20 protein-coding genes are annotated in these 23034 nt (G+C 59.4%); 9 read left to right on the top strand and 11 right to left on the bottom strand.

Annotated elements, in window-relative coordinates; translation table 11 throughout:
• Window positions 1-50 precede the first annotated feature (50 nt).
• Both JJN09_RS23895 and JJN09_RS23890 read left to right on the top strand, forming a co-directional pair.
• Window positions 51-1067, top strand: coding sequence for an alpha/beta hydrolase (locus JJN09_RS23895; RefSeq protein WP_249484027.1), 1017 nt, complete (start codon window positions 51-53; stop codon window positions 1065-1067).
• A gap of 63 nt (window positions 1068-1130) precedes the next feature.
• Window positions 1131-2558, top strand: coding sequence for a mechanosensitive ion channel family protein (locus tag JJN09_RS23890; RefSeq protein WP_249484026.1), 1428 nt, complete (start codon window positions 1131-1133; stop codon window positions 2556-2558).
• A gap of 296 nt (window positions 2559-2854) precedes the next feature.
• Here the strand turns inward: JJN09_RS23890 and ycaC are convergent, their stop codons facing one another.
• The 5 genes from ycaC to JJN09_RS23865 form a co-directional block, all read right to left on the bottom strand.
• Entirely contained in the window at window positions 2855-3481 is a 627-nt protein-coding gene (gene ycaC / locus JJN09_RS23885) for an isochorismate family cysteine hydrolase YcaC (RefSeq protein WP_096821302.1), read from the bottom strand.
• 66 nt (window positions 3482-3547) lie between these two features.
• The gene (locus JJN09_RS23880) at window positions 3548-5392 is read right to left on the bottom strand and encodes an amidohydrolase (protein WP_249484025.1); all 1845 of its coding nucleotides are present in this window, start codon (window positions 5390-5392) and stop codon (window positions 3548-3550) included.
• Between the two features lie 45 nt (window positions 5393-5437).
• On the bottom strand, window positions 5438-6064 hold the full coding sequence (locus JJN09_RS23875) for an antibiotic biosynthesis monooxygenase (RefSeq protein ID WP_249484024.1): 627 nt from the start codon (window positions 6062-6064) through the stop codon (window positions 5438-5440).
• Window positions 6057-6473 carry a DoxX family protein gene (locus JJN09_RS23870; RefSeq protein WP_085698570.1) on the bottom strand — a complete coding sequence of 139 codons (417 nt, stop codon included), beginning with the start codon at window positions 6471-6473 and terminating at the stop codon, window positions 6057-6059. Before JJN09_RS23870 ends, JJN09_RS23875 begins: the two co-directional genes overlap by 8 nt.
• Before the next feature lie 182 nt (window positions 6474-6655).
• Window positions 6656-7576 (bottom strand): LysR family transcriptional regulator, encoded by a 921-nt coding sequence (locus JJN09_RS23865; protein WP_134826157.1) that lies wholly within the window; start codon window positions 7574-7576, stop codon window positions 6656-6658.
• Between the two features lie 210 nt (window positions 7577-7786).
• On the opposite strand from JJN09_RS23865, the gene JJN09_RS23860 reads away from it, so the two are divergent.
• Window positions 7787-8188: a helix-turn-helix domain-containing protein gene (locus tag JJN09_RS23860; protein WP_249484023.1), complete on the top strand. Its 402-nt coding sequence runs from the start codon at window positions 7787-7789 to the stop codon at window positions 8186-8188.
• Between the two features lie 7 nt (window positions 8189-8195).
• Here the strand turns inward: JJN09_RS23860 and JJN09_RS23855 are convergent, their stop codons facing one another.
• Window positions 8196-8765, bottom strand: coding sequence for a flavodoxin family protein (locus tag JJN09_RS23855; RefSeq protein ID WP_249484022.1), 570 nt, complete (start codon window positions 8763-8765; stop codon window positions 8196-8198).
• Between the two features lie 332 nt (window positions 8766-9097).
• Between JJN09_RS23855 and JJN09_RS23850 the strand changes: the two genes are divergently transcribed.
• Complete coding sequence (locus JJN09_RS23850; protein WP_249484021.1) at window positions 9098-11884, top strand: winged helix-turn-helix domain-containing protein; 2787 nt, start codon at window positions 9098-9100, stop codon at window positions 11882-11884.
• On the opposite strand, the gene JJN09_RS23845 is transcribed toward JJN09_RS23850, so the two are convergent.
• Together JJN09_RS23845 and JJN09_RS23840 are read right to left on the bottom strand one after the other, a co-directional pair.
• Entirely contained in the window at window positions 11846-13318 is a 1473-nt protein-coding gene (locus JJN09_RS23845) for a winged helix-turn-helix domain-containing protein (protein WP_249484020.1), read from the bottom strand. The genes JJN09_RS23850 and JJN09_RS23845 overlap by 39 nt on opposite strands.
• A 90-nt stretch (window positions 13319-13408) precedes the next feature.
• Entirely contained in the window at window positions 13409-14359 is a 951-nt protein-coding gene (locus JJN09_RS23840) for a GlxA family transcriptional regulator (RefSeq protein ID WP_249484019.1), read from the bottom strand.
• Window positions 14360-14572: 213 nt separating this feature from the next.
• Between JJN09_RS23840 and JJN09_RS23835 the strand changes: the two genes are divergently transcribed.
• On the top strand, window positions 14573-15295 hold the full coding sequence (locus JJN09_RS23835; RefSeq protein WP_249484018.1) for a pirin family protein: 723 nt from the start codon (window positions 14573-14575) through the stop codon (window positions 15293-15295).
• A 51-nt stretch (window positions 15296-15346) separates the two neighbouring features.
• Here the strand turns inward: JJN09_RS23835 and JJN09_RS23830 are convergent, their stop codons facing one another.
• Complete coding sequence (locus JJN09_RS23830) at window positions 15347-16252, bottom strand: hypothetical protein (protein WP_249484017.1); 906 nt, start codon at window positions 16250-16252, stop codon at window positions 15347-15349.
• 232 nt (window positions 16253-16484) lie between these two features.
• The gene (locus JJN09_RS23825) at window positions 16485-17378 is read right to left on the bottom strand and encodes a LysR family transcriptional regulator (protein ID WP_249484016.1); all 894 of its coding nucleotides are present in this window, start codon (window positions 17376-17378) and stop codon (window positions 16485-16487) included.
• A 145-nt stretch (window positions 17379-17523) separates the two neighbouring features.
• Here JJN09_RS23825 and JJN09_RS23820 point away from each other — a divergent pair, with 145 nt between their 5' ends.
• The 3 genes from JJN09_RS23820 (at window position 17524) to JJN09_RS23810 (ending at window position 20150) form a co-directional block, all read left to right on the top strand.
• Window positions 17524-18522, top strand: a complete 999-nt coding sequence (locus JJN09_RS23820; RefSeq protein ID WP_249484015.1) for an NAD(P)H-quinone oxidoreductase — start codon at window positions 17524-17526, stop codon at window positions 18520-18522.
• 112 nt (window positions 18523-18634) lie between these two features.
• Window positions 18635-19585, top strand: coding sequence for an alpha/beta hydrolase (locus JJN09_RS23815; RefSeq protein ID WP_249484014.1), 951 nt, complete (start codon window positions 18635-18637; stop codon window positions 19583-19585).
• Window positions 19586-19736: 151 nt separating this feature from the next.
• Window positions 19737-20150: a VOC family protein gene (locus tag JJN09_RS23810; RefSeq protein ID WP_249484013.1), complete on the top strand. Its 414-nt coding sequence runs from the start codon at window positions 19737-19739 to the stop codon at window positions 20148-20150.
• 56 nt (window positions 20151-20206) lie between these two features.
• Here JJN09_RS23810 and JJN09_RS23805 read toward each other — a convergent pair whose 3' ends face one another.
• Window positions 20207-20536, bottom strand: coding sequence for a hypothetical protein (locus JJN09_RS23805; protein ID WP_096821286.1), 330 nt, complete (start codon window positions 20534-20536; stop codon window positions 20207-20209).
• Window positions 20537-20867: 331 nt separating this feature from the next.
• On the opposite strand from JJN09_RS23805, the gene JJN09_RS23800 reads away from it, so the two are divergent.
• Window positions 20868-22841 (top strand): acyltransferase family protein, encoded by a 1974-nt coding sequence (locus tag JJN09_RS23800; protein ID WP_249484012.1) that lies wholly within the window; start codon window positions 20868-20870, stop codon window positions 22839-22841.
• Window positions 22842-23034 lie beyond the last annotated feature (193 nt).

The raw sequence follows: 23034 nt of genomic DNA, 5'->3' as shown, positions 1-23034 counted from the left end.
CCCGATCCCAAGGCATACAAAAACTCAAACGACTTAAAAAGGAATTGCACATGAACATCAAGAAAACCCTCGCCGCTTCCCTCCTCGCCCTGTCCATCGGCAACGCGTTCGCCGCCGAAGGCACTGGCGTCGAACACACTACCCAGTCCTTCCTCGACGCTCTCGCCGCTGGCGGTGGCAAACCACTTGAGCAACTGAGCCCGAAAGACGCCCGTGAGGTGCTGACCGGCGCCCAGGCTTCGGTGAAGGTTGACCTGTCGGGCGTTGAAGTCAGCGACAAAGCGATCAAGGTCGATGGCCAGACGATCAACCTGAAAGTGGTGCGCCCGGCCAAGGTCAAGGGTGAACTGCCGGTGTTCATGTTCTTCCATGGTGGCGGCTGGGTGCTGGGCGACTTCCCGACGCACCAACGCTTGATTCGTGATCTGGTGGTGGGTTCTGGCGCGGTTGCGGTGTACGTCGATTACACGCCGTCGCCGGAAGCGCAGTACCCGACCGCGATCAATCAAGCCTACGCCGCAACGAAATGGGTGGCCGAGCACGGCAAGGACATCGGTGTCGACGGCAAGCGTCTGGCGGTGGCCGGCAACAGCGTCGGCGGCAACATGGCGGCGGTCGTGGCGCTGATGGCAAAGGAACAGAAAACCCCGGCCCTGCGCTTCCAGTTGCTGATGTGGCCGGTGACCAACGCCGGGTTCGATAACGGCTCGTATCAGCAATTCGCCGAGGGCCACTTCCTGACCAAGGGGATGATGCAGTGGTTCTGGGACAACTACACCACCAACCCGGCCGAGCGTGCGCAGATCCATGCCTCGCCGCTCAACGCCAGCAGCGAACAGCTCAAGGGCCTGCCCGCTGCGCTGGTGCAGACCGCCGAGTTCGACGTGCTGCGTGACGAAGGCGAAAGCTACGCCCGCCACCTCGACGCGGCCGGTGTGCCGGTGACCTCGGTACGCTACAACGGGATGATTCATGACTTCGGTCTGCTCAATCCGCTGAACGGGATACCTGAAGTGAAAGCCGCCGTGCGCCAGGCCGCGGCGGAACTCAAGACCCATCTGAACTGAGTCCAGCCACTCGCCACACCTTCGGGTGTGGCGTTTTCTTTTGTGCCCGCCGGAGTTCATCCCATGAGCCTTTTTTCTGCCCACCTGCTGTCCTGGAGCGCCCTGCTGCTGATGCTCGACGCCCTGCTCTGGCACCTCGCGCCGTTCAAGCATCGCGCGCAACGGGTCGGTGTGCGGCTGGTGCTGTTTCTGGCCTTCAGCGCGCTGATCATCAATGCCGGCGTCAGCCCGTTGCAGGCGCCGCTGTTTGCCGATGATCAGGTGGCGCAACTGGGCGCGACGGCCCTGGGAATTTTCTGGTGGCTGTACGCCGCGCGGGCAGTAACCGAAGTGATCGGCCTGATTCTGATGCGCCGCATCGGCCACAGCGGTCGCTTGTTGCAGGACGTGATCGGTGCGCTGGTGTTTCTGGTGGCCATCGTCGCGGCCGCCGGTTACGTGCTGGAGCTGCCGGTGAAAGGCCTGCTCGCGACCTCCGGAGTGTTTGCCATCGTGGTCGGTCTGGCGCTGCAAAGCACCTTGAGCGACGTGTTCTCGGGCATCGTGCTCAACACCACCAAGCCGTATCAGGTGGACGATTTCGTGGTGATCGACGGCGTCGAAGGCAAAGTGCTCGACATCGACTGGCGCGCCACGCACCTGCTGACCAGCGCCGGCACCCTGGCCGTGGTGCCGAACTCGGTGGCGGCCAAGGCCAAGATCGTCAACCTCAGCCGCCCGAACAACCTGCACGGCGTGTCGATCAGCATCAAGGTGCCAAACCACATTCGCCCACGCCGGGTCCTCGACGCCCTCGACCGCACCCTGCAAGGCAGCAGCAGTCTGCTGCTGACGCCCGCGCCTAAAGCGGTACTCAAAGAGGCCGGCGAAGAAATGTCCGAATACGTGGCCAGCGGTTTTATCGCCGAGCTGGGCAAAAAGGCTGAAGTGCGCAATCAACTGTTCGACCTCGCCCATCGTCATCTCGAAGCGGCCGGTATTTCGCGGCATCCGGACGGCGTGATTGAACCGTCGACCCGCGCCCGTGCGTTGCTCGATGAAGTGAAAATCTTCCGCTCGCTGAGCCATGAGGAACGTGATCGCCTCGCCGAATCGATGGTCGCGCAGCAGTACAGCGCCGGGCAGGTCGTGCTCAACCTGGAGGAAGTGCCGGACAGCCTGTTCGTGATCGCCACCGGCGTGGTCAGCGCCAGCGTGCCGGACGGCAATGGTTTCACCGAGGCTGGCCGTATGGGGCCGAGTGAAGTCATGGGCGAGCAAAGCATTTTTGCGGATACACCTTCGCAGGCGGCGTTCACGGCGCTGACGTCTTCGATCATTTATCGACTCGACAAGAACCTCACCCGTGCGTGTATGGAACAGCGCGGCGAAGTGGGTCGGGCGTTGAATAAATTGCAGGCGGTACGGCAGCAGAATAGTCGGTTGGCGTTGATGGCCAAGCCTGTGCCGGTTCGCAAGGGTGGGTTTTTGGGGTGGTTGCAGAAGCGGTGACATGAACAATTCGAAATCTTTTTCAGCCATGAGATCGCTCCCCCTCATCGGAACGCCGCCCGCCCAGCCCTCTCCCCCAAGGGGGCGAGGGGGAAAGGGAGCCGATTGGGGGCTTGTCAAGACCTGAGTTCGACTCGATTTTTCAGGTCGATGTACCTCGAAAGAACACCTCGGTCAGCTCCCTCTCCCTCCGGGAGAGGGCTGGGGTGAGGGCTGGTTTTCGAAGTGAAAATACATACTCATCAACACCGCAAAAAAAAATGCCCACTCTTCAGCAGGCATTTTTCTTCAACCCATTACTTGGCAGTGAACTTGGTATAGCTATTAATCAAATTGCGATAGTTCGGCAGACGATTCGACAGCAGATTCGCCAAACCTTCCATGTCGTTGCGCCAGTCGCCCTGCAGCTCGCAAGCCACCGAGAACCAGTTCAACAGTTGAGCACCGGCCGCCGACATGCGCGCCCACGCCGCTTGCTGCACGGTTTCGTTGAAGGTGCCGGACGAGTCGGTCACCACAAACACTTCAAAGCCTTCAGCCAGTGCCGACAAAGTCGGGAACGCCACGCAGACGTCAGTCACCACACCGGCGATGATCAGTTGCTTGCGGCCGGTGGCCTTGATGGCTTTGACGAAGTCTTCGTTGTCCCAGGCGTTGATCTGGCCTGGACGCTGAATGAACGGCGCGTCCGGGAACTGTTCGCGCAGTTCAGGCACGATCGGGCCGTTGGGGCCGGCGTCGAAACTGGTGGTGAGGATGGTCGGCAGTTTGAAGAACTTGGCGATGTCGCCCAGTGCCAGCACGTTGTTCTTGAACTCGTTCGGCGAGAAATCCTGCACCAGCGAGATCAGTCCGGTCTGGTGGTCGACCAGTAGGACCACGGCGTCGTCTTTGTTCAGGCGCTTGTAAGGAACGTTGCTCATGTGAAACTCCTCGGGGATGGGTGATGCGGGAAACGCCGGCCCGGCAGACCGGCGTTTTTTACGGGATCAAAAAGCGAAGCAGGAGCAACCGAACGCGCCCCAGAAACCGGCGAAATCGCTGACCGGCGCATTCGACATCCGGGCTTTTTCATGGCTGTGGGTATGCACTGCGCACGGGCCGCTGCACTGATGCACCTGGGCCTGCAACGGCGCATTCGGGCGCCAGTGGCCCGGGACTTTCGCCACCGGCGACCAGTCCGGCAGCACCGGCAATGCACGTGGGCCGAGGTCTTCGAAGTCGCCGGCGGAATAAACGATCTTGCCACCCACCACGGTCAGTACCGACTCGATCCACTTGATCGCTTCTTCCTCGACGTGGAAAAAGTCCGCGCTCAGTGCTGCCAGATCCGCCAGTTGGCCGACCTTGATCTGGCCCTTGTTGCCCTGCTCGGACGAAAACCAGGCGCTGCCGTGGGTGAACAGCTCCAGCGCGGTGGCGCGTGGCAAACCTTCTTCGTACAGCGCCAGACCGCCGACGGTGCGACCGCTGACCATCCAGTACAGCGAAGTCCACGGGTTGTAGCTGGAGACCCGTGTGGCATCGGTGCCGGCGCCGACTGGCACACCTTCGGCGAGCATGCGTTTGATCGGCGGTGTGGCTTCCGCGGCCTGCTTGCCGTAGCGGTCGACGAAGTATTCGCCCTGGAACGCCATGCGATCCTGAATCGCAATACCGCCGCCCAGCGCTTTCACTCGCTCGATGTTCTGCGGGGTGATGGTTTCCGCGTGGTCGAAGAACCACGGCAAGCCGTTGAACGGAATGTCACGGTTGACCTTCTCGAACACATCCAGCATGCGGCTGATGGATTCGTTGTAGGTGGCGTGCAGACGGAACGGCCAGCGCTGCTCGACCAGGTGGCGCACCACCGGCTCCAGTTCCTGTTCCATGGTCTGCGGCAGGTCCGGACGCGGTTCGAGGAAGTCTTCGAAATCCGCTGCCGAGAACACCAGCATTTCCCCGGCGCCGTTGTGGCGCAGGAAGTCATCGCCCTGATGCAACTTGACGCTACCGGTCCAGTTCTGGAAATCGGTCAGCTCTTCTTTCGGCTTCTGGGTGAACAGGTTGTAGGCGATGCGCACGGTCAGTTGCTCATCCTTGGCCAACTGTTCGATCACCTGATAATCGTCCGGGTAGTTCTGGAAACCACCACCGGCATCGATGGCACTGGTCAGGCCGAGACGATTGAGCTCGCGCATGAACTGACGGGTCGAGTTGACCTGATATTCCAGCGGCAGCTTCGGCCCCTTGGCCAGCGTCGAGTACAGGATCATCGCGTTCGGCCGCGCCACCAGCATGCCGGTCGGGTTGCCGTTGGCATCGCGCACGATTTCGCCGCCCGGTGGGTTTGGCGTGTCGCGGGTGTAGCCGGCCACGCGCAACGCGGCGCGGTTGAGCAACGCACGGTCATACAGGTGCAGGATGAACACCGGGGTGTCCGGCGCTGCCTGGTTGATTTCTTCGAGGGTCGGCATGCGCTTTTCAGCGAACTGGAATTCGTTCCAGCCACCCACCACGCGCACCCATTGCGGGGTCGGCGTGCGATCAGCCTGATCCTTGAGCATGCGCAGCGCATCGGCCAGCGACGGCACGCCTTCCCAGCGCAGTTCGAGGTTGTAGTTCAAACCACCACGGATCAGGTGCAAGTGCGAGTCGTTGAGGCCGGGGATCACGCAGCGGCCCTTGAGGTCGACAACCTGGGTGCCGGCGCCGCGCAGGGCCATGGCTTGCGCATCGTTGCCGACGACGGCGAAGCGGCCGTCCTTGATCGCCACGGCACTGGCGAGGGGTTTTGTGCGGTCTACGGTATGAAATTGGCCATTGAACAGAATCAGATCAGCGTTGGCGTTCATCGCAGTTCCTTCGATATAAGTGAAACGAAGCCCAGACCTGCCGGCTCAGCGCGGCGGGTTGGTGTTGGAATCCAGGTGTTCATGGGGCTGACTGGCCGTCAGCCACGGTGCGAACAAGCGAGTCGCGGCCGGCATGCAGACGTACACCACCGACAGCACGATGGTCAGGGTGATCAGGAACGTGGCGACCACGTAGTTGGAGAGAAAGGCATTGAGCTGCAGCAGCGGCCCCCAGATCAACGGCACCAGCAAGGTGTGCGGCAGGATCACGAACAACGTCACCACAGCCTGCTTCCAGCGCGGGGGTGGCGAGGCGGCATCAGCCAGTGGCGTGAACCAGAACTCGTTGGCCGCATTGACCTCGGTCTGGTCACCGTCGGCGAGCATCGGCGCCGCTTCGTCGATCAGCTTCTGACGCTGTGGCGAATCGAGCCAGCGCTGCATCGCCTCGGTCGAGCAATAACGCAGCACGCAGGTGAACAGTGCGAGGCCACCCTGCTGGCTGCGCATCACGTCCACGCCCAAATGCCCTTCTTCGCGCCCCGCCACGCTGACGATATTGCGCAGCCAGGCTTCGTACGGCTGCTCAAAACCGGCCTTGACCCGGTGCTTGACGATCAGCGTCACGGTTTCTTCGGGTCCCGGTTTTTTCAGGGTCTGGGCATCAGGCATAACGGAGCACTCCGGGCAAACGAACATTGAGCGCCAGCCGTCCCGGCCCGGCGATCAGAACAGTGGTGAAGAGGATCAACAGCAACCAGCCGAACTGCCCTTCGGCCACACTCCATTGCGGATGCACGAGCAGCAGCGCCACCAGCAGCACAAACAGAATAGGCAAGCACGCCAGACGCGCCAGCACCCCGGCGACGATCAGCAGCGGACAGAGGACTTCGGCGAAGATCGCCAGTATCAAAGTGAGGTGGGCACCGAGGTGGAACGGGTCTTCGATCAGTTGCAGCTGCGCGGTGAAGTCCAGCAGCTTGGGCAAGCCGTGGACGAACAGCAGAAACAACCCGCCAGTGACCCGCAGGAACAGCAGGCCGAGGTTTTGCGCCTGGTCATTGCGTTGTACAGCGTTCATGGGCCCACCCTTGATCAATCATTGCAGGCCATGGTGCAACGATTGATCGGGGGGAAATTGGATGGGTGTGCTCTTTTTGGGAGAACACGCAGAACCCACGAACGACACAAATCATTGTGGGAGCGAGCAAGCTCGCTCCCACAGAGTTATGAATCGATGACCGAATTGTGTTTCAGGTCTTGTTAGGCCGGAATATCCAGCGACACCGACATGAACTGACTGATCCGCGACCGCAGCCATTTCTCCGCCGGATCGTTGTCATGCACCCCGCTCCACGCCATCGACAGTTGCGCCGCATCAATCGGGAACGGTGGATCTTCAGCCCGCAACGCACACCCTTCGACCAACGCACACGCGGCGTAATCCGGCACGGTGGCGATCATCTCGGTGCCCGCCAACAGCGCGCGCAAGCCGCTGAACTGCGGCACTCCGAGCACCACTCGGCGGCTGCGACCGACCTTGGCCAGGTCCACGTCGATGTTGCCGCTCAGATCCCCCGAGAACGACACCATCGCATGAGGCCGCTCGCAGTATTCGTCGAGGGTCAGCGGGCCCGGGCGGTCATCACCGCGCAGGACTTTGCAGGGAATGTCGCGCAGTTTCTTGCGCTTGGCGTTAGCCGGCAGATCGGTGGTGTAGCTCACGCCGACGGAGATTTCCCCGGATGCCAACAACGTCGGCATCAGCAGGTAGTTGGCGCGGCGCACCACGACCACGATTCCCGGCGCCTCTTCCTGTAACTGGCGCAATAGCGGTGGAAACAGACCGAACTCGGCGTCATCCGACAGACCGATGCGGAACACGTCGCAACTGGTCGCCGGATCGAATTCCTTGGCGCGGCTGACCGCGCCGGAAATCACGTCCATCGCTGGTTGCAGTTCCTGAAGAATCGCCAGTGCACGCGCTGTCGGCTCCATGCCGCGACCGTTGCGCAGCAGCAATGGATCGTCGAACAGATCGCGCAAACGGCCCAGCGCCGCGCTCACCGCCGGTTGGCCCATGAACAGTTTTTCGGCGACGCGGGTCAGGTTTTTTTCGAACATCAACGCTTCGAAAATCACCAGCAGGTTCATGTCGACGCGGCGCAGATCGTTTCGGTTCATGGGCGTGTTTTCCTTTTTGGCCAGGCGCAAGTGCTACGCACTTTACTTGATCAGCGGCCTTTCGAAATCAGCTTTGGCGGCGGAATTAACAACGTTTAACTCGTCAGCCTTCGCCCCTCGCCAAACAATGAATCCCTCTGCGCAGCGTTGTTTTATTGACCTGAGGGAAAGCGCTGACCGTGCCTTCCCCCCCCGACACGGACCTTGGCCATGGCTCACTCACAGCAAACCGTCGCCCTCGCCCCTGCCAGCGAACCCCGCAAAATCAGTACCGGGGGTCTTAGCCCGCAACGGGAACGGCTGGTGAAACAACTGATCCTCGAACGCCTGGGCGACAGCCTTGAAGTCACCGAACTGGCCAGCGCCTGCGCACTGTCGCGCAGTCACTTTTCCCGGGCGTTCAAGTGCAGCACCGGGTATTCGCCGCAAGACTGGATCCGCGCCCAGCGCATTGCCCGGGCCAAACTGTTGATCCAACACACCAACCACAGCCTCACGCAGATCAGCCTGGAATGCGGCTTTTGCGATCAGGCGCACTTCTGCCACATCTTCACCCGCAGCGAAGGGATCAATCCGTTTGCGTGGCGTTGTCAGGTCATGAAAAACCGCTGAGGCGGTTTCATTCCCCCGCCATCCGCTGAGCCAGTCGTGCCACCCGCTCGCCGAGGTGCGCGGCAGTCAGTTGGTCCTCCAGTGGCGGTGCCTGTTCGGGTGGCTGCTCGACAGAAGATTGGGACATCGCGCCGAGGGAGCTGCCGAGGCGATTCAATTGACCATCGAAGGCACCAGCATGTGCTCGTGCCGGCAACAGATCGAGCCCGACCCAGATCATCGAATGCTGGGCGGCGAACACCGCCAGTTGCAGCAGAGTGTTGAGTTTGTCGCCACACAGACTGCCAGAATTGGTGAAGCCCGCCGCGAGTTTATTGCGCCACGGCCGGGCAAGGTAGAACGGGGCCGTGGCCTCCATGAATTGCTTGAACGCCGCCGAAGCGCTGCCCATGTAGGTTGGCGCGCCGAAGATGATGGCGTCGGCGCGGTGCAGGTCGTCCCAGTGTGCTTCCACATCTTCCACCGCCAGCAACAGGCAAGTGCTGCCCAAGTGGCGCTCCACACCTTGGGCCACTGCCTGCGCAATGACGCGGGTGTGCCCGTAGCCACTGTGATAGACCACCACTACCTTGCTCATCGCAGCGTCCTCCGGACGTATGCACTCCATTGCCTTGGAGTTTTGGCTCTAGAGCGGGCGCGGACGAGTTAATCGTTGTTAATTTTTCCCGGCTGTCGGGCGAACCGACACAGGTTCCAGCCTTTAAATACAGTGGTAATGGCACTGGATGCCGACCGACGTCCAAACGGCAGGACTTCACGCCCGTTGCGCTGGCATCAAATCCTGAGGAATATGCTCGGATACCGCGGATTAGACCGCTTGCGTGACCCTCAAGTCTCTATCCGCCCTGCCCGTCACAGGTTCTTCACCCCGACAGCGCAGGATTACAAAAACATCGCAGGAGTGAGCGGTTGAGTCTTTCCCCGAATCAGGCCATCGGATTTGGCCCCTATCGGATTCACCCCGGCCAGCGGCTGGTGCTTGAGGGCGACCAGCCTTTGCGCCTGGGCCGCCGCGCCATGGACATTCTGCTGATCCTGCTGGCCAACGCCGGCGAGGTCGTGAGCAAGCAACAGTTGATCGCCGAAATCTGGCCGGACAGCGTGGTGGAAGACATCAACTTGCGGGTGCACATGGCCGCCCTGCGCAAGGCACTCGGCGACGGTCAGGCCGGGCAGCGCTACATCGTCACGGTGGCGCAGCGCGGCTACAGTTTCGTCGCGCCGATCCTGCTGCAATCCATCGAACAACGCCCCGCCACTGACCCCATCGGTCGGCACAACCTGCCATTGCGTCGCACGCGGATGATCGGTCGCCAGTCGGTGGTCGACAGTCTGATGGCGCAACTACCGCGTCAACGCTGCATCACCCTGGTCGGCCCCGGCGGCATTGGCAAGACCACGGTGGCCCTGCGCGTCGCCGAGCAACTCATCGGATGCTATCGCGATGGCATTCGTCTGCTGGATCTGGCTCCGCTCAACGATCCGGGCTCGATCTGCTCGCACCTTGCCGCCCTGCTGGATCTTTCGCTGCATGACAGTGAGCCGATGGCGTGCCTGGTCAACAGCCTGCGCGAGCGGCAGATGCTGTTGGTGATCGATAACTGCGAGCATTTGATCGACGCCGTGGCGCTGCTCAGTGAAAGCATTTTGCGTGGCGCGCCGCAGGTGCACATCCTGGCCACCAGCCGCGAAAGTCTGCGCGCCGAGGGCGAATACGTGCAGCGACTGGAATCACTCGACTGTCCGCCGCCGATCGCAGTGCTAGACCGCGATCAGGCGATGGGTTTTTCCGCGCTGCAACTGTTTGTCGAACGGGCAATCGCCGCCCACGAACACTTCGAGCCGGGCAATGCCGACCTGCCCTTGATCGTCGAAATCTGCCGTCGGCTGGATGGCATCCCGCTGGCGCTGGAACTGGCGGCCGCGCAGGTGGCGAGCCTTGGACTGAACGGTGTGCTGAGTCAGCTTCAGGGAAGCTTGCCGGCGGGCAACCAGACTCACCTCGGCCGACATGAAACCTTGCGTGCCACGCTGGACTGGAGCTTCAACCTGCTCAACGGCTGCGAACAGACCGGTTTGCGCCGACTGGGCGTGTTTCGAGGTGCATTCACTCTGGAGTCTGCGGCGGCGGTCATCGTTGGTCAGCATATCGAGCCGGGCGAAGTGTTCGCCTCGATCACGCAACTGGTCGCCAAGTCGTTGCTCAACGTCGAGGTCGGCGATGAAGAAGTGTTCTATCGCCTGCTCGATACCACCCGCCGTTATGCACTGGAAAAACTCGATCAGGCGGCCGAGCTCAGCGATACCCGCGAGCGCCATGCCGAGCGCTGCCTGGCGCTGATGCATCAGGCCCAGGCCGATTGGGAGAACACGCCGACCGGGTTATGGATCGAGCGCTATGCCCGTGGCCTCGAAGACCTCCGGGCCGCACTTGACTGGACGCTGAACGATGAAGGCTCGCGCCCTCTCGGCGTTCGCCTGACGGCGACTTCGGCGCCGTTGTGGCAAGAGTTGTCCCTGCTCAAGGAATACGGTGTTCATGTGCGCCGGGCGCTCGCGTTGCTGGAGTCATCCGAGGAGCCTTGCCCACGCCTGGAAATCGCCTTGAAACTGGCGCTGGGTAGCGCCTGCTACCACACCTGGGGAGGCACACCGGAAACCATCGAAGCCTTCGTCAGCGCCCGCCTGCTGGCGCAACGACACGATGACAAGGCCGGGCAATTGCGTGCGGTGTCGGGGCACATGGCGGTCAATCTCAGTTGCGGTCATTATCGGATGGCGCTGGAGCAGAGCGAGCAATTCGAAAGCCTTGGCCTGCACGGCGATGCACAATTGTCCTTGAGTACCCACCGTTTGCGGGTGCTCGCGCTGCACTACGCCGGCGATCAACATCAGGCGCGGATCCACGCCGAACAGGTGATCCAGCGCATGGCTCAAAGCGGCCACCTCAACCGTTTCACTCACGGCTTTGGCGTGCAATACGATCAGAGCGTTGCTTCGCTGACCGTTCTCGCCCGAGTGTTGTGGCTGCAGGGATTTCCCGAGCAGGCCTGGCGCACGGCACGGCAGGCGCTGGACATCGCGGTGCAGATCAACCACGGCACCTCGATCTGCTACACCCTGGCACTCGCTTCGTGTCTGATCGCCCATTACAACGGCGACGTGCAAAACGCCCGCGCGTTGCTGCAACTGCTGCTCGAACAGGCGCAGAAGCATTCGGTGCTGCTGTTCTACACGTGGGCGCGGCACTATGCGCAGGTGATCGACGCCGACAAGGCTCCTGCAATCCCGCCCGCCGATAGCGGCCTGGTCAGGGAAATCATGGTCACTCTGGATCCGGGTTTCGTTGATGATGCTTTGCTCGAGCGGGCACTGAGCGGCGCGGCGGGCTGGAGCACGGCGGAGATTTTTCGGGCTCGGGCCGAGCGATTGCTGGCCGCTGACTCGGCCTGCCATCACACCGTCGAAAGCGCCTTGCAGCAATCGCTTGTAATTGCGAGGACGCAAGGCGCCCTGGCGTGGGAACTGCGCAGTGCGACTTCGCTGGCTCAGTTGTGGCAGCGCCAGTCGCGCTACCGCGAGGCACTGGAGTTACTGACACCTGTCTACCAGCGCTTCACCGAAGGCTATGCCACCCCGGATTTGCGCAAGGTGCGTTTACTGCTCGACGAATTGCACAGTCAGTTGCGGGCGTGAGTTCGATCGCGCGCGTCCCAAGTAACGCGCATGCCGACGCTCCACATCACCCAACTCACCGCCCTGCTCCAGTTGCTCAAGGGCATAGTGGCGAGTGGTGTTGAGCATTCGATAACGCAGTATTCCGCTGGATCGGTCTGTTGTCAGCAATGACCTAGCCGCCAACTGCTCGACCACGGACACCAGCGTCGAGGGTGGTAGTTGTGCACAACTGATCACGCCGATGGCGGCATCCAGCGTGAACGCCATCTTGAACACCGACAGGCGTTGCAGCACGCGTTGTTCGTGCTCGCTCAGGCGCTGATAGCTCCAGTCAAGCGCCGCTTGCATCGACTGATGACGTGGCACCGCAGTCCGGCGGCCATGACTCAAGACTTGCAGACCGAGGTCCAGCTGCGCCTGAAGCCCGACCAGCGCCAGTGCGTCGATCTGTGCCGCTGCCAGTTCGATCGCCAGCGGCAGGCCGTCGAGCCGCCGACAAATGTCGCGCACCGTTTCCAGATCCTGCTCACGCAGAGAGAAACCGTGTTGACGCGCTCGGGTGCGACTGACAAACAGCTGCACCGCCGAATACCCCATGACCTCGCCGACGCTGTTGAGCGCCGAGGTTTTGGGAACGGTCAGGGGTGGCAGTGGTTGCAGGACTTCCAGACCGAGACGCAACGGCTCGCGGCTGGTGGCAAGAATCGACAGCCGGGGCGCTGCGTCGAGCAGTGTTTGCAGCAAGCCTCGACAGGCTTCGTGCAGGTGTTCGCAGTTGTCCAGCACCAGCAATGCGTGGCGCGCCGCCAGGGTGGCGAAATCGATATCGAGGGTTTGCAAAAGATGATCGACGAGTGAGGTCTTCTCGTCGACCAGGGATAAATCCACCTGCCATACACCATCGCGAAAATGTTGCAGCAGCAGTTCCGCTGCGCGCAGTGCTACGGTACTTTTGCCAACGCCGGCAGGTCCCGTCACCGTTATCAGTCGGGACAGCGGCAATTGCCGCACCAGACCACCGACCAGTGAATCGCGGCCGGTGACAGGCGTCAGCCGTGCGGGCAAATTGTGTTGGGGTGGTTGCAGGCTTTCGAACACCACTTGGGCGACGCTATCGCCGTGCACCGGCGCAACGAAGCTGTACCCACATTGCGGCACGTTGACGATGTAACGCTGACCGTTCTCGCCGTCGCCGAGGGCCCGGCGCAATGCCGCGATGTGCACCCGCAGGTTGATCTCCTCGACCACCGAGGTCGGCCACACCAGCGCGATCAGTTGCTCCTTGCTGACCACCCGGCCGGCGCGCTCGACCAGCACTTGCAGAATGTCCAGCGCACGACCGCCCATGCGCAGTTGCCGATCCCCTTCGAGGATCAGCCGTTGGCGCAAATGGAACGCGTACGGGCCGAAACGCAGGACCGACGCCGAGTTCAATTCGTTGAGGCTGTTCATGTCCGTTATCTTGGCAGGCCACGATGACGGTACAACCGTCACGCAGGGCGCAGTACGGACATCCGGGTGCGGGTGACGGACAGAATCGCTCTAGCTGAACTGTTCGCGATACTGGGCCGGGGTCAGCCCGAGCTTTTCGCCGAACAGAAAACGCATGTGCCGTACGCTGCCGAAACCACTTTTGTAGGCCACGGTCTTCAACGGCAGATCGCTGGTCTCCAGCAGATTGCGGGCGCAATCAATGCGCGCACTTTGCAGAAACTCCATGGGCGTCATGTTGACCTCGCGGGCGAACACCCGGGCGAAATGGCGAGCGCTCATGTTCGCAAGTCTTGCCATGCGTTCGATGGTGAAGCTTTCTTCAAGGTGTTCCAGAACGTGATTCTGGACCCGGGTGATCGGGGTTTCCTGGGGCGAAACCGCCGCCATCAGTGGACTGAATTGCGCCTGTCCGCCCTGACGCTTCATCACCACCAGTAGCACTTTGGCTACGTCCTGAGCGAGTTTCTTGCCATGATCACGGGCCACCACGGCCAACGCCATATCAATACCGGCTGTGACACCGCCGGACGTGATCAGGTTTCGATCCTCGACAAAGATCTGGTCGGTGGCGACATCCGCCTTGGGGAAGCCCTTGATCAAGCGTTCGGTGTAATTCCAGTGGGTGGTCACGCGATAGCCGTCGAGCAACCCGGCATAACCCAGCACAAAGGCCCCCGTGCAAATCGAACCATAGCGCTCCGCACGACCAACTGCGCCTTGCAGCCAGGCCAGCAACGGTGGGCATTTTTCGTTGTAGGCCCCAGGGCCGCCCGGTACCAACAGCAGGTCATACCGATCACTGACTTCGTCGATGTGCCGGTCTGTGTGCACCAGCACACCGTTGGAAGCACGCAGCGGCCCACGCTCTGTGCCCAGAAGCGTCAGTTGATAATGGGCGTCCGGCTTCAGGTATCGGTTAGCAACCGAAAACACTTCCAGCGGCCCGGCCATATCGAGCAGAAGAAAATCGGGAAACAACACCATTGCCACGGTTTTCATGAGCAGACATCACTGAAATCAATGAACATTTATAAGTTGCCGCATTATGGCCAAGTACAACGCGAACGTTGAAAAAGAATGCGTGAACTAGCGCACACAACTGTCAACCCTGAAGAGACAGTGTTTCAATTTTCATCTACTTATTGCATGCCGCAGTAACCAGTAACCTTCTCCTCACTCGGACGAATCAACGTCCTGAAAGGAGATTTCATCATGCTGACCCTTCGCAAAGCTTCCGACCGTGGTCTGGCCAATCATGGCTGGTTGAAGTCCTTCCACACCTTTTCTTTCGCCAGTTATCGCGACCCGCGTGAACAGGGTTTCTCCGACTTGCTGGTGATCAACGATGACCGCGTCGCCGCCGGCAAAGGCTTCGGCCAGCACCCGCACCGCGACATGGAGATTTTCTCCTATGTGCTCGAAGGCGCGCTGGAACACAAGGACACCCTGGGCACCGGTTCGGTCATCCGTCCCGGCGACGTACAACTGATGAGCGCCGGCAGCGGCGTGGCCCACAGCGAGTTCAACCACTCGGCGACCAAACCTGTGCACTTCCTGCAGATCTGGATCGTGCCGGACGTCAGTGGTGCCAAACCACGCTACCAGCAAGAGCACTTCAGCGAGCAGAAAAAACGCGGTCGCCTGCAACTGATCATCTCACCCGAAGGCACCCACGGCTCGCTCAAAGTGCGCCAGGATGCACGCGTCTATGCCGGGCTGTTCGATGGCCAGGAAAGCGCCTCGCTCGAACTGCCGGCAAACCGCTACGCCTATGTGCATGTTGCTCGCGGCAGCATTGAACTGAACGGCGTGCAACTGAAGGAAGGTGACGGTGTTCGGGTTCGTGATGAACAGGTACTGACCTTGAGCAATGGCCAGGATGCCGAAATACTGGTGTTTGATCTGCGCCCGCAGGAGTTGCCGGAAATGCCATGAGTCAGCGGTATTCCTCGCTGACAAAAAACGGCCTTCATTGAAGGCCGTTTTTCATTCTGCAGGCAAAGCCATCAGCGCTGCCGGCGCAGAATTTCCAGCCTCTTTCACCGACTGAATCATGGCCAGGGTGGTCTGCATCGTGACAAGCACGTTTGCCTGATTCGCGTAGTAAGAACCCGCGAGTATGGCAACCATCCCGAGAAAATGTACGGCAGTTGCCGCCCAGTAATTCGCCTTGATCGTCGAGACCTGCCTGATGGCTTCGTCAATTCGCTCCAGAGACCTGTCCATGCGAACCGAGATGACCGCGTAACGTTGGTCGCGCTCCAGGTGAGCTTTTTCTTGCTCCAGTCTGACTTTTTCATAGGCTTTTTCTCGCTCGACCCTAGCCGTTTCCCGCTCCTGTCGCGCCGTCTCCAAGACCTTTTCATACCCCAGTCGAGCCTTCAAGCGCTCCTGCCGCAGGTTTTCCAGATTCTCCTCATGCGCCAGCTGAATTTTTTTCAGAGCCAGCTCCCGTTCCTGACGCACTTTCTCCTGAGCCTGCTCGCGCTCAAGCCGCACTTTCTCCTGAGCCTTCTCGCGCTCAAGCCGCACGCTCTTCTGAGCCTCTTCCCGCTCAAGGCGCGACTTTTCCTGAGACTGCTCCCACTCCTGCCGCGCAGTTTCCTGCTCTCGTTTCTGCTCCAGCCGCGCCACCTCTTGAGACCGCACCCGCTCCAGCCGCGCCGCCTCCTGAGAGCGCTCCCACTCGAACCGGGCCTCCTCCATAGAGCGTTTTTGCTCCAGCCGCGCCTGCTCCTGACTTTTTTCAACCTCCAGCCGTGCCTGGTCCCGCTCGGCCTGCAGGGTCAGAAAGCCATCGATTTTTGCGGACATGGACTCGATCCGTGCATCGATTCTTGTCTCGATGACTTCGATCCTGGCGCTGAATTCGTCTCGCGTTATGTAGGTCATAGACTCAGCTCTATCCGTTTGCCCGGCCATGTCGCTTGCTTGAAATTGGCTGACTTCCCTTGCAATCAATTCCGCACCTCTGACGTTTATCAATACTTCCCTGGATTGATTACCTCGGAGCATTTCACCTGCTCACTCCGGGTGTGAGAAACGATAGAACCCGGGTAAAAAACTCACAAGACAGCGGATTCTGGTGTGAATGTAGGCAATGTCGCCGGGTTACGTAGCCGTCCTACACGGTGTGAATAAGCCATTCATTTTCCAGCGCAAACGCCTCGACAATCTGTTCGATCACCGCCCTCACCCGCGCCGTATGACGCAAATCCGCATGGGTCACCAGCCACACTTCATAGGGCAGCGGTCGCGTACGATCCGGCCAGAGCCTGACCAGGCCATCGCGTTCCCCCATGTAAACCGGGATTTCTCCTACACCGAGACCGGCCGCAATCGAGCGTCGTATCAACAGGCTGGAATTCAGGCTCGCGACAATACGCCCGCGATTCACAGGCTCGCATACCAGGGTGATCTCCTTGTTGCCCTGTAAGTACGGCTGGTAAACCACCAGATCGTGACCCTCGAACGCACCTCCGGGAGGTGGCACACCATGGGCATCAACATAGGCCTGTGAGGCGAACAACCCCACCGGCCAGCGCGCGAGGCGCCGAGCGATCAGGTCAGGGTTGTCCGGTCGGGCGTTGCGTACCGCGATGTCCGCCTCGCGCTTGGCCAGACTGAGCATCTGCGTGGAAGCGTCGAGTTGCACACGCACGTCAGGGTGCTGACCATGCAAACGCGCGATGGCCGGGATCAGGAAATCGATGGCCAATGAATCGGTGGTGCTGACCCGCACATTGCCGGTCAGGCGATCGTCCAGGCCCTGAATCTGCCGCTCCAGTTCCAGCGCTGAATCCTCCATTTTCTCGACAGCCTTGAGGGCGGCCTCGCCCACGGCAGTCAACGCAAATCCCTCGGAAGTCCGCAGGAACAATGTGGCACTCAGTGACTTTTCCAGCGCCGCAATACGTCGCCCGACCGTGGCTTGGTCTACTTTCAATACTCGCGCGGCACCGCGCAATGTCGACTCGCGGCACACCGCCAGAAACACCCGCGCATCATCCCAATTCATGCTGTCCTCTCATGATGCAAAATCGCATCACTATCAAGCGAAATCGCTGCGTTTGTGCAGCCACGATAGCCGATATGCTCGATGTCATGAACCTTTGACGGGACCCAGTGCCCCAATGAAACCCCACCGCATGACAGGACCCGACATGACTTTGCCCACTGAAATGACCCGCATCGAAATCACCGAGCCCGGAGCTCCCGACGTTTTGCAACCACGGCGCGTGCCGCTGCCGGTCGTCGCGGAAGGCGAACTGCTGATTCGCGTGCACGCCGCAGGCATCAATCGGCCGGACGCCTTGCAACGTGCGGGCAAGTACCCGATGAGACCCGGGATGAACCCGATCCCCGGTCTGGAAGTGGCCGGCGAAGTCGTGGCGCTGGGCGCTGGCGTCAGCACTTTTGCCGTGGGCGACAGGGTTTGCGCGCTGACTAATGGTGGCGGATATGCCGAATACTGCACGGTTCCGGCGGGCCAGGCTCTGCCGATCCCCGATGGGGTGGGCTGGATTCAGGCCGCGGCAATCCCCGAAACTTTTTTCACGGTATGGGCCAACCTTTTCGGCCTCGGTGGTGCGAGCCGTGGACAGCGGGTGTTGATTCACGGTGGCACCAGTGGCATCGGCACTACCGCGTTGATGCTATGCCGAGAACTGGGTATCGAAGCCTTCGCTACTGCCGGAAGCGCCGATAAATGTGAGGCCATCCGTGAATTGGGCGGTGAGCCGATCAACTATCGCGAGCAGGATTTCGCTGCCGTGATCGCCGAGAAAACCAACGGCCAGGGTGTCAATGTGATCCTCGACATCATGGGCGGCTCGTACCTGAACGCCAACCTCAGCGCACTGGCAATGGATGGACGCGTGGTGATGCTCGGTTTTCTCGGCGGCGCCCGTGCCAACGATGTCGATCTGCTGACCATTCTTGGCAAACGAGCCGTGGTCACCGGCTCCTTGTTGCGCGCACGCACAAGCACCGAAAAAGCCGACATTGCCACGCAACTGCGTGAACACGTCTGGCCGGTCCTGGCCGCCGGACGCTGCCTGCCGATCATCGACAAAGTCTACCCGCTTGCCGGAGCGGCCCAGGCCCACGCGCACATGGAAACGGGTGATCACATCGGCAAAATCGTGCTGAACGTGGATTGAGCCACTGCATCCTTTTGTAATCATTGCAGGCGGGCGACGGTCGAAAATGTCACGCGCGGGCCATGGCATCTGGTAAAAAGCCTTCTTTGTCCGTGCTCTGGTGAAACGTTTTATGTTCCTTGCCTTCATGACCCGACTTCGTCGCCGTCGCCGTCGCCTGGCGTTTGCGTGCATGGTCGCCCTGATCTTCGGTCTGCCGGCGAGTTGCGCCGTACTGGAACACACCGAACGCAAGCTGCTGTTTCGCATCGAACCGGGCACGGCTGGCTGGTATCACGGTTTGCCCGGCAGCGTTCAGGAACTGGATCTGCAACCCAAAAGCTTCAAGGCCGGGCAGAACATTCATGCGTGGTGGTGGCCGGCGGAACGGGCCAATGCCCCCGCCATCCTGTATTTGCATGGTGTGCGCTGGAACCTGACCGGGCAATTGTTCCGCATCGAACAGCTACGCGCAGCGGGGTATTCGGTATTGGCCATCGATTACCGAGGCTTTGGCCAGAGTCATGGTGACTTGCCGTCAGAAAGCACCGTTTATGAGGATGCACGGGTGGCCTGGGAACGTTTCCAGCAACTGCAACCGGACCCGAGCAAACGCCTGATTTACGGCCACTCCCTCGGCGGTGCGGTTGCCATCGACCTGGCTGCCGAGCTGGGCCGGGACGCCGCCAGAAACCATACACCGCTCCCCGTTCGCGGCCTGGTGATCGAGTCCACCTTTACCTCACTGGCCGACGTCGCCGCTGCGGTGGCCAACACATCCCTGCCCGTTCGCTGGTTGTTGTCGCAGAAGTTCGACTCCATCGACAAGATTGCCGACATCCACATGCCGTTGCTGGTCGTGCACGGCCTCGCCGATGCGTTTGTGCCGTCACGCTTCAGCGAGCAACTGTTCGCGGCCGCCAGCCAACCCAAACGATTGCTGCTGGTACCCGGTGGGACGCACAACAACAGCATGGCACTGGGCGGACAAAACTATCGCAAGGCAATAGACGCATTGATGCAGACCAAGCCTGCCGCACGAGTCGCACGAGCAACATTGTTGCAAGGCGCGCGCGATTCCTGAGAACAGGGACCATCGGTCATCCCGGCGTAAATAATTGCAGCACTGACTGGCAATTCGTCGATCTGACGCTTTGCTGGATGGAGTCAATCCATGACGCAGCTTCGGCACACCCGGCCGCGCTGCGTTTCACTGCCTTTTCGGGAGCACCACTATGAAAATCAACCCGTACCTGATCTTCAACGGCGATTGCCGTGCAGCCTTCACGTTTTACGAGCAATGCCTGCAAGGCAAGCTTGAAGCGATGATGACATTCGGCGAAACGCCCGCTGCAGAGCATGTTCCGAAAGAGCATCACAATCTGATCATTCATACCTGCCTGAAGGTCGGCGACCAGATGCTGATGGCATCGGACACCACACCCGAACGCCCGACACAGGGCATGAGCGGTTGTTCCGTGTCCTTGAACGTCGACACCGTCGCCGAGGCTGAGAGAGTCTTCAACGCCCTGGCCAGGGACGGTCGGGTAGACATGCCACTAGAAGCAACCTTCTGGGCCGCTCGTTTCGGCATGCTAGTGGATCGTTTTGGCGTTTCGTGGATGGTCAATTGCGAAAGCGAGAAGTGATACTGCATTTGCAGCGGACATGAAAAAGCCCAACCTCTTCAGGTTGGGCTTTTCATTTATCGCTGAGCCAGTTCGTGTCTCACGCACTGTTCGTAATAGGTCTGCTTGACGGCTGCAGGCTTGAGGCGCGAGGTACTGTTGTAGGTTTGCTCGGTGATACCCATCGCGGTCATGCGCATCCAAGGCTGCTGAAACCTGCGTACCTGCAAGCGCTTGCGGGCGCCGTAAAGGGAAATCCCCGACAGCTTCGATTGTTGCGCGCCGGCCGCGATGTCCGAACCCCAGGTACAAGCAAAACGATGGCTCTTGCTCAGTTCCCTCGCCTGAGCACCCAGCGCGAAGAGAGCCAGGGAAAGCGTTGCAACGGTGATGACAGTCGTCCGCATAGGGCCAGCCTAACCTTTTGAAAAAGAGCGAGTTTGACCATGAACTTGCCAGACGAGGGCCAGCAGTTTGCCGCCTTCCATCAGTTTTTGGCTGGAACCGTTTTGAAGTGGCGGAACCACACCAAGGTGATGCTTATCTGGAATGCGCGGAAGGCTTGAGGCAAGGTCATTTGGCTCGGAGGGGGGGCCGCTGGGGCCGCATGGACCGGGGCAAGTCATCGAGTGGGGGGATCAGCGTGCCAAGCGCTGAGGTAGTTGAGTATTCATGTCGCGGCTCTTTACAATCTCCCCCCCCATCACGGCGGGCTGTTTTCAAACCAATAGGTAAATTATGAGTAATCCGAACATCCAATACCGTCCGGATATTGATGGGCTGCGCGCCCTGGCCGTTCTGGGTGTTGTCATCTACCATGCTTTCCCGTCCTTACTTCCAGGTGGGTTTGTTGGCGTCGATGTATTCTTCGTGATATCCGGTTTTCTGATCGGCACGATACTATTCAAAAGCCTCGCAAAAGACACATTCAGCTTCAGCGACTTCTACTCTCGCCGGATACGTCGAATATTCCCCGCTCTATTCGTTGTTCTGGCGTCCTGCTTGATAATAGGCAAACTAGTATTGCTTGACGATGAGTATCGACAACTTGGCAAGCATATCGCTGCCGGCGCCACATTCATCGCCAACTTTGCCTTTTGGAGTGAAAGTGGTTACTTCGATACTGCCGCAGAGCTAAAACCACTGTTACACCTCTGGTCCCTGGCTATTGAAGAGCAGTTCTACCTTATCTGGCCGTTAGTGTTATGGGCAGCATGGAAACTGCGCGCAAACATGCTGGCCGTGACCATCGTTATCGCGATCATTTCTTTTACTATCAATATCACCCAGATCGATAGCCATCCTGTTGCAACATTCTTCCTGCTGCCGAGTCGCGCATGGGAACTGCTTGCGGGTAGCGTCTTGGCTTGGCTCGCTCTTCAAGGCAGTTGGGCGAAAGAGCGGACGCCGCTTCGTGCATTGCTTGAGGATCTGGCAGGCTTGCTTGGGTTCGCCCTGGTTGTATGGGCAATGTTTTTTGTCCATAAGTCAGACGCGTTTCCTGGCTGGTTTGCACTCGCACCGGTTACCGGGGCTGTCCTGTTGATTGCTGCGGGTCCGCAATCACGCGTCAACCGTTTCCTGCTGTCGAATAAACCGGCAGTGTTTATCGGTTTGATCAGCTTTCCGCTATACCTGTGGCATTGGCCGCTACTGTCGTTTGCAAGGATTGTTCAAAGCGACGCGCTGAGCCGGGAAATCCGACTGGCAGCAGTCCTGCTTGCAATTGGACTTGCATGGCTCACATTCAAGTTGGTTGAACCCTCTTTTCGCAGCAGTAACCATAGATTGGGCAAAGTCGTAGCGCTAGTTTCAGTCATGGCTGTGGCTGGTGTCATTGGCTATAAGGGCTTTATCAGCCAAAGCGACGTTGATGAGACTCAAACCACGGCCTTGACAAAGAGCTATCAAACCATGGCCCAGTCACAGGAAAATTGTGAAAAACGGTTCCCGGACTGGACTAGCATCACCGACAACGCTTGCCGTTTCCAGAGAGAGTCAAACAACTCCGTTGCGATTGTTGGCGACTCTCATGCTGGGCAGCTTTTTCTTGGTATTAGTGAACGACTAAAGCCAAGCGAAGGGGTTGCGGTATTTGCAGCCAGCTGTGCAGCGCCATATATTGATATCGCCACTGCACAGCAAGACCAAAAGGCACAGAAAGTCAGGAAAGGCGCATATAAGCTTATAAATCGTGCGTATGATTACATCATTGACGACCCAAAAATAAAAGTCGTTATTCTGGCTCACCTCCCAATTTGCTCATACCAAGATGCCATCGACATGAGAAGTCCTGCCAATGGCGACTATAAAAAAGCTCTCACTGACGGAATGAAGCGGACTTTTTCGGCACTGACTCAAGCGAACAAGAAAGTAATTGTATTGCTGGATAACCCATACCTGCCCTACGACCCCGCAGCGTGCGCTGAACGCCCCTTCAGGCTTACAAAAAGCACTGATCACTGTTCATTTCCGCGCGAGCAATTCGACAAAAATCAGCCATTCGCAGATTACAAATCGCTTGTAGAGGCGGCAACAAAAGATTTCCCACAAGTTAAAATACTCGACCTTTCCACAAAGCTTTGCGATGAAAATCGCTGTTATCTCGCGAAGGATGGGCATTTGCTTTACAGCGATAACAGCCATCTAAACTTTGACGGATCTCGATATGTTGCTCCTTACTTGATTGAGGCCATTGAAAGCAATAATTAGTCTTTAAACAACTCTGGCTGGGTCTGCTCGGACGGACCCTATTGCTCTCTAATCAAGACCCATTATTCCAGAGGTGACACTAAAGCCTCTGGAATAAGCGCGTACAAAACTTTGTGTAACCGGAAGCGAGGGGCTGCTGGCTGCTGACATAGCTCTCCAAGCTATATCTAGTCCTCCCCTGCGAGTTTTTTGA

The organism is Pseudomonas sp. HS6 (assembly GCF_023375815.1).
GTDB lineage: Bacteria > Pseudomonadota > Gammaproteobacteria > Pseudomonadales > Pseudomonadaceae > Aquipseudomonas.
The sequence above is the reverse complement of the archived record's forward strand: the minus strand, read 5'-3'. Positions and strand labels throughout refer to the sequence as shown.